Below are 11,643 nucleotides of genomic sequence, written 5' to 3'. Positions count from 1 at the left end.
TTATAGGTGCTATGAGTAAGTATGAGGTGAATTTATCATAGAGAATTAGAGCCGATAGAATTGTTTGGCATTATCATGGAACACCTGCGCTAATGCCTGCGGATGATACGTCGCCACCACATCGCTAAAGGCATCAATAATCGTGACTAAGTCACTGCTGACCCGATCCATCGGGAAATTGGAACCAAACATCACCCGATACATGCCAAAACTTTTTAGCGCATGCTGAATCAGTGGGGCAGTTAAATCAATAATTTCCTGTTTTGAGGCCAGCCGTTGCTGCTGATGAAACTGATGACCCAGTACCGGCATGAACAGCCCGGACAATTTGGTATAGACATTTGGGCAGCGTGCCAGTTCAGCCAGATCTTCCTGCCAGCGAAACAGGATATTGTCGCGTGCAGTTTGGGTAATACCGGTATGCGAGCCGACCGGACCAAACAGACCGGCCGGTGTACCGAGGTGATCCAGCACAATTGAGGTTTCCGGAAACTGTTTTGCCAGGGCAATCACATCTTCCAGCTGGCTGGAATAGACCCAGGCATCAAAACTTAAATTATGCTGTGCCAGTAGTTCAAAGCCTTTCAGAAATTTTTTGTCGCGGTATAAATGCGGATCATCGGCCCAGGCATAAATGTCTTTATCTTCATGAACCGCAGCCATTTTACGAATCCCGCGAAAATGTTGCGGCGCCGCTTTCTGATGCATTTTCAGAATCTGCTTGAACTGGCTGTCACGCGGGTCGGCCGTGGCCACCACTGCACCCAGCTGGATACCATTTTTGGCAAAATCCAGCGATTCAATAAAACGGGTTTCTCCAACCACACCTTTGCCTTTGTGGTCATGCCAGCTGGCCTCGACATGCACCACTTTTTCAACCGGATAAAAGCCGACATCGCGGCAATAATGTTCGGGCAAATAGGGGGCAGTGACATGCTGGGTGTGTCCCAAAGTGTCAATCAGTGCTTTGGATTTTAGCGTACGGATGGTTTTATCCAGTAAGCGTGGATATTTTCCTAGCAGCTTGACTGCCAGGCGTGCGCTGTGTGGTGTGTTATATGGGTCCCATTGATGAATATGCGCATCAATCAGTGCAAATCCAAGATTTTGCATAGCAGGTTGGTTTGATCCTTGAAGATGTCTATTTTATTCAAAGCCAAGTCTGCAAAAAAGAAAAGGGTATTTATCGAAAAGATGACATTAAAAAAGCCCAACAGGGTGGGCTTTTTTTAGCAATTTAATGATCGTGATCATGTTTGTGTTTATTGCTGTGAAATTCTTCATTACGACGGAAACGTAAATAGTTCTCGAACTGTTCACAGTATTCATCGTAATTGTCTTCCAGCATCATCTGGAACTGCTGCAAAATGTAGGACATGACCTGATCTTTGGCAGCACGCATTTCCTCACCATCTTTGAAGTTATTGGCTGCGACCCAGGTATTAAAACGCGCCGTGCCGAACAGCATGGCAGCACTGACCTGACCGCGTTTTTCCACCGGTTGTTCCTGTGAGCCTTTTTCGACGCGACAAAATTCGTTGGCCTGTTTGATAAATTCATCAGCACGTTCAAAGAAAGCAGCATTTAACGCTTCTTCTTCGGTAACATCGGTTGCTTCAATCTTTTGAACCATGAATTTTTCCTAAGCTAAAATCATAAACAATAATTATAGGCAAAGCCTTGCAGAAACTAAACCTTTGTCTTACTCTAAAAATAGCCTAAGCAAGAAAAAGGAATCACGATGCAAGATGCAATTGCGGTTCAAAGTCTAAAAAGTGATATTGCGCTGCTGCGACAAAACATCTGGCCGCCGGCACATCTGGCCAATGTAGAAGGGCTGCCAATTTATTATGGCAATCCGGCCGAAGTCGAGGCTTATTTCCAGCAATGGTCCGGATTAATTGAGCGGGCACAAGAGCTGTTTCAGTCGTTTATGGAAGATGAAGTGCTGGATGCCATTCATCTGCCAAGTCACTTAAACCTGCCTTTATTTTTTTTTCATGTCGACCGAATCCGGATTAATAAAACCCGGGCCAAAGAATCAAAAACTTTTCGCGGTCTGGCCAGCTTGATGGAAAAGTGCGGCCAGTTTGATGCTACGCAGATGCTGACGATGAAACAGTGGCTGGAGAGTGACGACAGCGCCGCACTGGTGGCACACCGTGAGTTTATTGATTTGCGTACCTATGTGTTTCAGCATGGGCAAAGTGAATACACCCGCACTCGTTTTTATGTCAACGGTATTGTGCTGAGTGTCGAACCGCATTTTCAGCTGGTGGATGCCCGGGAAAAACCGCGCAAGCAGCGGAGCGATAGTTATCATGATCCGCTGGCCGATAACGGTACCTGGAAGGTATTTGGCAAGTACCGCTAAATGATTATCTCCGTGCTGGGCTTTAGTCCGACCAGAAGGTTTTGCTGCGGGTAAATTCCAGCAAATGCTGCTGGGCTTCGGCCAGAACATGCTTTTGCTCGGCAGCAATCCAGCCCAGAACAAACCAGGCCTGTGGGTTTTGCTGAACCTCGTGTTGAAACAGGGCTTCGGCCACCACCAGATCATTAAACTGCCCCAAAGATTCCTGTGCCGGTTTCAGTGCTTTCAGATACTGTTTGACGGCATCCGCTTCAAATAAAGAGGCAATAAACTCGACTGAATAACGCAGGCGTTTGACTCGTTTGCGGGTGCGGTGCTTCTGTTCACTGTCAAGATGTTCAAACTGCACGGCATCCTGACAAATTTGCCGGTGCATTTTTGCAAGCTGTTTCCGTACCTGTTTTTTCAGCGATTGATCATCTTCATGTGCTGTGCACTGGCTAAACTGTAGCAGCTCCAGCAAGAGGCGCACTGTTTCTGGCGCGCGAAATAGTGCATCAATTTCATCGCTGCTTTCGCTACTTGCTGGCAGTTCCGCGAGGGGAGAGCCGGCCTTGGCCAGACGTGGCATCAGGCTTTCACTCAGCGCATCGCGGTCGCGGGTGGAACCAAGTTGCCGGAACAGTTCTGCCAATTGCGCTTGCCATTCGGGTTGTACCTGTTCGGACCAGTGACCAAAGATTTTCAGCGCGCTGCGTAAACGGCGAATGGCCACACGGGCCTGATGTACATGACCACTCTGATAATGATTGTCGGCAATCGCCGTGGCATTTGGTAATAAATGAGTCAGACAGTTGCTGACAATTTTGGCCAGCGCGCGGCTACTCGAATCATGTTTATCGAGGCTAAAAGGTGTTTGATGTTGAACGGGCAAGATGTCCTGCTGATTCTTGAGCATCTGACCGCGCTGTGATTTGCTGCGAACATCAAGCCAGAGCTGATAGCGTTTTACCCATGGCTGCACAAAATCAATCAGGTCGCTAACATCGCCATGTTTCAGTTCAAACTCGACTTCGTAAATATCGCTTTGTGCTGTTGGTGTGCGGACTTCGCCCTGATCAAACGCCAGTTCAATTGCACTGTCTTTGACTTGTTCAAGCACAATCAGGCGTTGCACATCGGTTTCAAATTGCAGCTCCAGACCGGTATTTTTTAAATCGGCCTTTTTCAGCTCCAGCGCCTGTTTTAGCAAGGTTTGCGCCTGTTTATGTTCCTGATACAGGCTTAGATCCAGCTGCTCCGGTTCATCCGGGCCGAGGGCCAGTTCCAGTTCAAAACGTTCAAAATGATGCTGCCCCGGTGCTTTTAAGGTCTGACACCAGCGTTGACCTTCCAGACGCTGACGCAGGGCGATGGCATGCTGTGCCAGCTGCTGCTCAGGACTGTCATAATATTTGGCCCACAGCTGCATTGGCACTGCTTTTTTATTGGCAATGGCTTTTTCAAAGATGCGGCGCTGATGCACCGGCACCTGAAACTTCAGTTCGATTTCCGCCATAACCAACTCCTGCAATTTTTATTCTTGATTGACCTTACTATAGGCCAAGCCATGCATAAAAAGTAGCCATAAAGCGTATTCTTTTGTCTGGCCGGAGCGGAGAGTGGCTGAACTTACTTAATAAATTTGCGGCTGACCAGGAATTGTTCGGTGGCATCCAGCAAAGCTTGCGCATGGACTTCCTGTTTTGCGGTCAGCCAGCCGAGTACAAACCAGTCGCTGGCTTCCAGCTCAGTTTGCTGGATATACAGCGCAGCGGAGGAGAGAACCTGATATTCCTGCGCGGCCAGTTGGGCATCGTTCAGGGCTTTGCTGTACTTTTGCAGGTTTTTAACATCATAGATTGTGGTGAGCACCGGGAAAATAAACTTCAGGGCATTAATTTTCTGCGCCAGCTGATCCAGACTGTCAAAATCGGTCTGGCTGGTCTGGTTTAACTGTTCTTGCAGTAGTTTATATTGATGCTGCAAAGTCTGCTGGGCGGCCTGTTTTAAATCCTGCGCAGGGTGGGAGGCATCTTCATCCAGGCTAAACATCAACAGTTCCAGATAATGATGTACATTCTGGGTCGATTTCACCAGATTGGCCAGTTTCTCTTTGGCATATAAAATATCTTTGGCCAGATTCGAGGCGGTATTCGGGTTCTGCAAAAAGGTGCCGAGGGTATTTTGCATGTGCTGCAAATGTTGCAGCTGGTCAAACTGCTGTCTAAACGCCAGTAACTGATTGGCCCATTTTTCCGAAATAGACGCACTCCAGTCTTTGAGCAAATGCACGGTTAAATACAGCTGATTTAGTGCATTCTGTGCCTGCACAATATGCTCGGCTTCATTAACACCGGCTGAAATGGCCGCAATGTTCGGCAGTAAATGCTGCAATTGCTGGGCAATTAACAATCTTAAATTCTGATCGGCCGAGGCTTTTTTATTTAAACGGAATTCTTCAGCCAGACGCGGCGGGCTGACTTGTAAGTCTAAAGCCAGCAAATTGCCCATTTCGGCCTTGCTGCGTACATCTAACCAGAGCTGGTATTTCTTGACCCATTCAAAACAGAAGGCCAGCAGGGCCTGCACCGAACCAGATTTTAATTCAAACTCAACCTCATGGACGGGATATTCACGCTCGCCGCTGCGAATACAGCCCACATCTAAACTGGCTTCAATCTCCACTTCATCTAGCTGGATAACACGCGAAGTACGCGTAATATCGGTTTCAAATTGCAGTTGCAGCGGGCTTTCAGTCTGACTGAGGACTGCATCTAGTAGCTGTCTGGCTTCAGGAGCGGCATCGTAAATGCTTAAATTAAGCGCAGGTGGCTGTTGCAGTTCGCCCAGGTCATGATTATGTTCAAAACGTTCAATATGGGTTTTACCGGCTTTTAGTGTCTGCACCCAGCGTGTGCCTTCCAAGCGTTGTCTGAGCGCAATACCATGCTGTGCCAGTAGGCGATCGGTAGTGTCATAATAGCGGGCTTGCAGCGAAATGGTTTCAGATTTCTTAGGATCCAGCGCTTTAAGTAAGGCATTACGGCGCGCATCAGGAATTTGAAATTTTAATTCAATCTCGGTCATTCAATTGGTCCTAAAAAATTGAGCAATACAGCAAAAATGTAGCTTTCTGGCAGATGACGCCGCTATACCAAATTATTATCAAGCGTCCAGAAAAGGCGTTCATTGTTTAAGGCTTCTGATTGTAACCAAAATCTGTCCTGAAAAAAGTAGCCAGAAAAATAGCGCGAACAAAGTGGCTTTTATTTGTACAGAAAATGCGGTAATTTGAGCAAGAACAGAGCATCAGGATGATGAATATGAACGCACCCCTCAACACCGAATGGGCGAAAAAACCGGATGACACGCCTCAAGGTCCAATTCAAAATTATCACGAGTTTTATCGTTTTTATTTAACCGAACACCGCAATATCATGAGCCGGCGTCTGCATATGCTGGGCAGTGGTATCGGCCTGATTTGCCTGACGCAAATGGTCAGGCAGCGTAAGCCACGTTACTTTGTCTATGGACTGGTGGCCGGTTATGCCTGCGCCTGGGTCGGTCATTTTTTCTTTGAAAAAAACAAGCCGGCCAGCTTTAAACAGCCGCTGTATAGCTTTATTTCTGACTGGCGAATGTTTGCCGACATTCTGCGCGGCAACCTGAGTCTTAAAGACCGCGCACTGGATAAAATTGACAGCTAATCTTCATTTTTCGAGCAAAACTAAAACTTTCGGTCAAAAATAAGATGAATGGTCAAAAAATTCATTGAAATTGTAGAGTGAATGTTCTATTAATTGAAGCAATGCAGAGTGTATGACACTTTGATGACATCAGTTTTTAACTTTCCAAGCCTGGAGTGACCTTTCTCCGGGCTTTTTTTATAGCTGGAATCATTGAAATAAAAAGAATGAAGCGAGTCAAAAGAGTGTGGACGTACTAGCGTTTGATCACATTTCCCCAAATGCGTCCTGGCATCAAATTTTAGTACGTCCATGAGACCATGAATGCACGTTGGTTGTTATTGATATAAAAAAATAAAAAAACAACAACTTATATCGTTATTATTGTGAGTCCTAGTAAATACCGAAATCGGCGCTGACTCTATCCCCAATACTAGGGATTTTGCATAAAAATCTGAACTGAAACAAAGCATCAGCGAAAATACAGGCAAGGCCTGCTCTTGAGCTGTAACTATGTAATAATGAGAGCCAATTTTTTGAGGTGTTTCAGGCAGGCAAAATGCGTGGCTTATATTTAATTACCAATGATGATCCGATTGAACTGCTTTTAGCCAAACTTGAAGGTGCAATGGCGACCTATGAAGTTGCAGTCTTGCAATATCGCCGTAAAAAGGTGGCAAAAGAAGATCAGGCTTATGAAATTGAATATATGAAATCATTGTGTGCACAGTACAAAGTGCCATTTGTGATTAATGATGATTTGGAAGCTGCGGTAAAATATGGTGTCGGCGTGCATTTGGGTCAAGATGATGGCTCAATTGTCGAAGCCGCAGCACGTTTACCGAAGAATGTCCTGATTGGCCGCAGCTGTAACAATTCACTTGAACTGGCAGAGCAGGCCATTGCCGATGGCGCTAACTATGTGGCATTTGGGGCAATTTTCGCCACCGATACTAAGCCGGAAGCCGGCAATATTGGTCTAGAAACCTTAAAGCAGGCCAAAGCAAAACTGAATGTACCGATCTGCGCAATTGGTGGTTTAACCGTTGAAAATGGTCAGCAGGTGATTGATGCTGGTGCCGACCTTTGTGCGGTGATTAGTGATATATTAGGTCGTCCGATGCATACCGTTGCTCAACGCGTATATGACTGGTCTGAACTATTTAAAAAGGCGGTTTAAGCCGAAATTTTTGTCTGATTTTATTTTGAGTTGAGTCGATTCATGAGCCTATCTCCAAAGCAAGAACAATTATTTAAACAAGCCAGCAAACATATTCCAGGTGGCGTGAACTCACCGGTGCGTGCGTTCAATGGTGTAGGCGGCACGCCGGTCTTTATTGAAAAAGCCCAAGGCGCATATTTATACGATGTAGATGGCAAACGCTATGTCGATTATGTCGGTTCATGGGGGCCAATGATTTTGGGTCATGCCCATCCAGCGATTATTAAAGCGGTGCAGGATGCTGCAGTAGACGGTTTAAGTTTTGGTGCGCCAACTGTTCATGAAACGACGCTGGCCGATATTATCTGTGACATCATGCCATCAATTGAACTGGTGCGTATGACCAACTCCGGTACTGAAGCGACCATGACCGCGATTCGTCTGGCACGTGGTTATACCGGCCGTGACAAGATCGTGAAATTTGAGGGTTGTTACCACGGTCACTCAGATTCATTACTGGTGAAAGCCGGTTCTGGCCTGTTAACCAAAGGTGAGGGTGAAGCGACCTCTGCCGGTGTTCCTGCGGATTTTGCCAAACACACCTTAACCCTGCCATATAACGATATTGCCACCTTAAAAGAATGTTTTGCTAAATTCGGTTCTGAAATTGCTGGTGTGATCGTAGAGCCTGTTGCAGGCAATATGAATCTGGTGAAACCGATTGATGGTTTCTTGCAAGCCATTCGCGATGTCTGTGATGAACATGGCTCGGTGTTTATTATTGATGAAGTGATGACCGGTTTCCGTGTCGGCTTAGGCGGTGCGCAGGCGCATTATGGCGTTACTCCAGATTTAACTACTTTGGGTAAAATCATTGGTGCCGGCTTACCCGTCGGTGCCTTTGGTGGTAAACGCGAAGTGATGGAATGTATTGCACCACTGGGTAAGGTGTATCAGGCCGGAACATTGTCGGGGAACCCGCTGGCGATGCGTGCCGGTATCGAGATGTTTAAACATCTGCGTGAGCCAGGCTTCTATGAAAAATTAAGTACACAACTGGAAAAACTGCTGGCCGGTTTACAGGCAGCGGCAGATGAAGCCGGTATTGCGTTTAAAACCCAGCAAGTGGGCGCGATGTTTGGTCTGTACTTTACCGATCAGGAAGATATCACCAGCTTTGACTCGATGCTGAAATGTGATGTCGATGCTTTCCGTAAATTCTTCCACGGCATGCTGGAGCGTGGCGTGAACCTGGCACCATCTGCATTTGAAGCCGGCTTTATTTCAAGCGCGCACAGCGATGAAGATATCGAGTTTACCATTCAGGCGGCAAAAGCCACTTTTGCTGAGATGAAAGCGTAAATTTGACCTCTCCCTAACCCTCTCCTAAAAGGAGAGGGAAGCTTCAGTTAATTCGAGATCAAAATGAAAACCAAACATTATTTGACTTTAAGTGATGCTGAATTTCTATTAAATGAAGCGCATCAATATGCGATACAGCATAACTTTAATGTCAGTATTGCGGTAGTGGATGAAACGGGCAGTTTACTGGCCATGAAACGTATGGATGGGGCCGCGCCTATGACTGCGAATCTGGCGGTTGAAAAAGCACAATGTTCTGCCATCAGTCGCCGTCCGTCTAAACTGTTTGAAGATATTATTAAAGGCGGCCAGATGGGCTTTTTAACCATGCAGAGTTTTTCAGGCATGTTAGAAGGTGGTGAGCCACTGATGTATGAAGGGCAGCTAGTCGGTGCGATGGGTGTTTCTGGCGTAAAGTCTTTTGAAGATGCAGAAATTGCGCAGTTGGCGATTGGGAAGTTTTTAGAACATGTGGTTTAGATTGATTTACAGTAGGAAATCAAAATATAACAGCCTAGACTGATAGTTCTAGGCGAATCAGTTTAAACAAAGCTCTATCTAAGATTTGAATATTACTTGAGCTGATACCAACTAAATAAGAATAAATTTTGGGAATAATGGATGATCAAAAAAATAATTTTCATTTTGCTTAATAGTATCTTTATTAGCGCCTGTAGTGATTCAGTAGAAGTGGATCATAGCTATGATGATGTACAATATTATGAAGATAATTCCCAAACTGGCGATTTAATTATGTGGGGAATTTCGCCTGAATTAATCATTAAAACTTATGTTGGCGCGAAACAGAATATTGCTGAAAATACAGTGTTGAGTAGTCCTTTTCTAGGCCAGTTTCCAATAAATTTTGAGCCAACCACACATATTTCGAATAGTCTAGATAATATCGAAAATGTTGCGGATTTTGAAAATCCAATGCAATTTAATTTATTACTCAATCAAGCTAAAGATATACCAATAAATAATTTTTATGATAAAAATCATAAAAACCAAGTTAAAGTACATGTGCAAAATTTTAGTAAAGCTGATCCCTTATATTTTAAATATAAACAGACACCACGAGAATGGATAAATTATTTAATATCGCATCAATATGTAAAATATGAAGACTCATTTAAAAAGTTTGATCTAGATTGCTATTCATTAAATTTTGACTCTTCGATCGCTTATCATTGTATTGGTCGTGCATCAGACCAATACCAAACAGAATTTTTAATGAAAATTACCAAAAATATTGAGAATCAACAGATCATTACAACAACAGTTGAAACACCCTTATATCCGAATGTGCGAGTCGAGTGGAGAATGACTCGTGACTCCTTGAATGACTGGAAAGTTGTAGATCGAAATATTTGGCATTTATTAAGTATTTGGAATGTAAGTCAGTACAGAAAATAATATGTGCTTTTGATGTTGTGAGTTAGCATATTCTCATTTATTAAATTATCTTATGAAGTTTTTTAAATGCTTTACCCCGTGCCCAAAAAAATCCAACTTGCGCCATCACAAGCCAAATGGCAGCTTGCATCAAATGAATCCGTTTTGGTTTTAGTCGGATTGCAAAACTTACGTATGCAGCAGGGGATACAAGAGAGTGGACTCATGGCAAATTTGATTCAACTGACCAATAAAGCCAAAGCGCTGGATATTCCCATTGTTGATCTCTATGGTGATGACCTGATGCAAGGCATGCAGCAGTTGGGTGAATACGCTTCAACCCATCCCCAACTGATTTTTGCCGGGCAGATCACTCCGATGCTAAAACAGATTTTACCGCATCTGTATAGCGTGACCGAACAGCTCTGTGTGGTGGATGATGCGATTCTACTGGCCAATCAGGAGCAGCATATCCAATGGATTGAAAATATCTCCCAGCAGGGGCTGCATCATCTGACTAGCTATAGCCTGAACCGGCTTTGGAGTCTCAGTGCGCCCTTGGCATATATCCTGTCCCGCAAAGGCATTTTACTGGCCATAGCCGAACAGCTGGATATGGATGCGCTGGACATCGACCCGCATGAAGACCTGCGTCACTATGGTCTGGATTCGGTGAGTATGGTCAGTCTGGTCGGTTTATGGCGTGCCAATGGTGCCAATATTCGCTATGAAGATCTGCAGTCCAAACCCACACTTCACGGATTGCTGCAGATTTTAACGGACTAAATTTGCTATTTTCAGAAAATTGACATTTTTATTCAGCAAAATCAGAAAAAACGTCTGCAATTTGCGCAAATTGCATTGTAATTGTGGTGCAAGGTTTTTATCATTGCCGCCTTATTTTCGCGATCAGCCTGGAAGTGTACTTTGAGTAATTTTCTAACCGAACACCTGATTTATCGAGATGAAGATTTTATGCTCATCCATAAACCGGCCGGCTTACTCACAGTGCCAGGAAAAACAGCAGATTTACAAGACTGCCTGATCAGCCGTTTGGTCGCCATTGAGCCTAAAACCCTGTTAATTCATCGTCTGGATCGTGACACCTCAGGCATTTTGGTGTTTGGTCTTAGCCGCTTGGGGCAAAACAAGATTTCACGCCAGTTTCAGGAACGCCAGACCGATAAGCATTATCAGGCAGTGGTGGCCGGGCATCTATACGGCGAAGGCACCATTGATGTGCCGGTGGTCTATGATCCAACCCGTCCACCGTTGCATATGGCCGATCCTTCTCATTCGAAACCGGCGCTTACCCACTGGCAGGCGCTGGAACAGTTTGAAATAAATGGACAGGCGGTTACGCGGGTCAAACTCGTTCCCATTACCGGCCGTTCGCATCAGCTGCGGGTGCATATGCAATATCTGGGACATCCGATTATTGGCGATACCCTATATGCCACGCCAGAGCAGCAACAGCTGTCTTCACGCCTGTGTTTACATGCGGCGTATTTAAGTTTTCAACATCCTCAAACGGGAGAAACACTGGAGTTTAATTGCCCGGTGCCGTTTTAAGGGAAACATATCCTCATGAATTTAAGCTCACTTTTTGGTGGGCTTTATGTCAAAATATATTGCTTTACGATGTCAAATTTTGCTCAAATGGCAAGCAGTCCTTGAGTGAT

The 11,643-nt window shown here is 45.1% G+C and carries 12 protein-coding genes; 8 read left to right on the top strand and 4 right to left on the bottom strand.

All coding sequences use genetic code 11. From position 1 onward, the window contains the following. Positions 1-45 precede the first annotated feature (45 nt). Positions 46-1,113 carry an amidohydrolase gene (locus tag FTU69_RS09755; protein ID WP_163170252.1) on the bottom strand — a complete coding sequence of 356 codons (1,068 nt, stop codon included), beginning with the start codon at positions 1,111-1,113 and terminating at the stop codon, positions 46-48. 124 nt (positions 1,114-1,237) lie between these two features. Next, positions 1,238-1,633 carry a DUF3144 domain-containing protein gene (locus FTU69_RS09750; protein ID WP_180103809.1) on the bottom strand — a complete coding sequence of 132 codons (396 nt, stop codon included), beginning with the start codon at positions 1,631-1,633 and terminating at the stop codon, positions 1,238-1,240. Between the two features lie 108 nt (positions 1,634-1,741). On the opposite strand from FTU69_RS09750, the gene FTU69_RS09745 reads away from it, so the two are divergent. Continuing rightward, complete coding sequence (locus FTU69_RS09745) at positions 1,742-2,374, top strand: hypothetical protein (protein ID WP_163141681.1); 633 nt, start codon at positions 1,742-1,744, stop codon at positions 2,372-2,374. A 22-nt stretch (positions 2,375-2,396) separates the two neighbouring features. Here the strand turns inward: FTU69_RS09745 and FTU69_RS09740 are convergent, their stop codons facing one another. Further along, positions 2,397-3,872, bottom strand: coding sequence for a CYTH and CHAD domain-containing protein (locus FTU69_RS09740; protein ID WP_180103808.1), 1,476 nt, complete (start codon positions 3,870-3,872; stop codon positions 2,397-2,399). A 113-nt stretch (positions 3,873-3,985) separates the two neighbouring features. Then, the gene (locus tag FTU69_RS09735; protein WP_180103807.1) at positions 3,986-5,443 is read right to left on the bottom strand and encodes an inorganic triphosphatase; all 1,458 of its coding nucleotides are present in this window, start codon (positions 5,441-5,443) and stop codon (positions 3,986-3,988) included. A gap of 236 nt (positions 5,444-5,679) precedes the next feature. Here FTU69_RS09735 and FTU69_RS09730 point away from each other — a divergent pair, with 236 nt between their 5' ends. The 7 genes from FTU69_RS09730 to FTU69_RS09700 all read left to right on the top strand — a co-directional run bounded on the left by FTU69_RS09730 (position 5,680) and on the right by FTU69_RS09700 (position 11,533). Then, on the top strand, positions 5,680-6,063 hold the full coding sequence (locus FTU69_RS09730; protein ID WP_016659152.1) for a DUF962 domain-containing protein: 384 nt from the start codon (positions 5,680-5,682) through the stop codon (positions 6,061-6,063). A 538-nt stretch (positions 6,064-6,601) separates the two neighbouring features. After that, positions 6,602-7,222 (top strand): thiamine phosphate synthase, encoded by a 621-nt coding sequence (gene thiE / locus FTU69_RS09725; RefSeq protein WP_016659151.1) that lies wholly within the window; start codon positions 6,602-6,604, stop codon positions 7,220-7,222. Between the two features lie 42 nt (positions 7,223-7,264). Further along, positions 7,265-8,566 (top strand): glutamate-1-semialdehyde 2,1-aminomutase, encoded by a 1,302-nt coding sequence (gene hemL, locus FTU69_RS09720; protein ID WP_180088760.1) that lies wholly within the window; start codon positions 7,265-7,267, stop codon positions 8,564-8,566. A 63-nt stretch (positions 8,567-8,629) separates the two neighbouring features. Continuing rightward, positions 8,630-9,046 (top strand): heme-binding protein, encoded by a 417-nt coding sequence (locus FTU69_RS09715; RefSeq protein ID WP_180088762.1) that lies wholly within the window; start codon positions 8,630-8,632, stop codon positions 9,044-9,046. A 141-nt stretch (positions 9,047-9,187) separates the two neighbouring features. Further along, the gene (locus FTU69_RS09710; protein WP_163141690.1) at positions 9,188-9,982 is read left to right on the top strand and encodes a hypothetical protein; all 795 of its coding nucleotides are present in this window, start codon (positions 9,188-9,190) and stop codon (positions 9,980-9,982) included. A gap of 66 nt (positions 9,983-10,048) precedes the next feature. Continuing rightward, on the top strand, positions 10,049-10,747 hold the full coding sequence (locus tag FTU69_RS09705; protein WP_180088764.1) for a phosphopantetheine-binding protein: 699 nt from the start codon (positions 10,049-10,051) through the stop codon (positions 10,745-10,747). A gap of 141 nt (positions 10,748-10,888) precedes the next feature. After that, the gene (locus FTU69_RS09700) at positions 10,889-11,533 is read left to right on the top strand and encodes an RluA family pseudouridine synthase (protein ID WP_180037021.1); all 645 of its coding nucleotides are present in this window, start codon (positions 10,889-10,891) and stop codon (positions 11,531-11,533) included. Positions 11,534-11,643 lie beyond the last annotated feature (110 nt).

It is taken from the genome of Acinetobacter sp. YH12134 (genome assembly GCF_013418555.1).
GTDB classification, from domain to species: Bacteria; Pseudomonadota; Gammaproteobacteria; order Pseudomonadales; family Moraxellaceae; genus Acinetobacter; species Acinetobacter indicus.
This window is presented reverse-complemented; position numbering and strand designations above follow the sequence as displayed.

Excerpts from the sequence above, each read along its gene's own strand:
- FTU69_RS09755 (WP_163170252.1), bottom strand. The coding sequence starts at position 1,113 with ATGCAAAATCTTGGATTTGCACTGATTGATGCGCATATTCATCAATGG.
- FTU69_RS09750 (WP_180103809.1), bottom strand. The coding sequence starts at position 1,633 with ATGGTTCAAAAGATTGAAGCAACCGATGTTACCGAAGAAGAAGCGTTA.
- FTU69_RS09745 (WP_163141681.1), top strand. The coding sequence starts at position 1,742 with ATGCAAGATGCAATTGCGGTTCAAAGTCTAAAAAGTGATATTGCGCTG.
- FTU69_RS09740 (WP_180103808.1), bottom strand. The coding sequence starts at position 3,872 with ATGGCGGAAATCGAACTGAAGTTTCAGGTGCCGGTGCATCAGCGCCGC.
- FTU69_RS09735 (WP_180103807.1), bottom strand. The coding sequence starts at position 5,443 with ATGACCGAGATTGAATTAAAATTTCAAATTCCTGATGCGCGCCGTAAT.
- FTU69_RS09730 (WP_016659152.1), top strand. The coding sequence starts at position 5,680 with ATGAACGCACCCCTCAACACCGAATGGGCGAAAAAACCGGATGACACG.
- thiE (WP_016659151.1), top strand. The coding sequence starts at position 6,602 with ATGCGTGGCTTATATTTAATTACCAATGATGATCCGATTGAACTGCTT.
- hemL (WP_180088760.1), top strand. The coding sequence starts at position 7,265 with ATGAGCCTATCTCCAAAGCAAGAACAATTATTTAAACAAGCCAGCAAA.
- FTU69_RS09715 (WP_180088762.1), top strand. The coding sequence starts at position 8,630 with ATGAAAACCAAACATTATTTGACTTTAAGTGATGCTGAATTTCTATTA.
- FTU69_RS09710 (WP_163141690.1), top strand. The coding sequence starts at position 9,188 with ATGATCAAAAAAATAATTTTCATTTTGCTTAATAGTATCTTTATTAGC.
- FTU69_RS09705 (WP_180088764.1), top strand. The coding sequence starts at position 10,049 with ATGCTTTACCCCGTGCCCAAAAAAATCCAACTTGCGCCATCACAAGCC.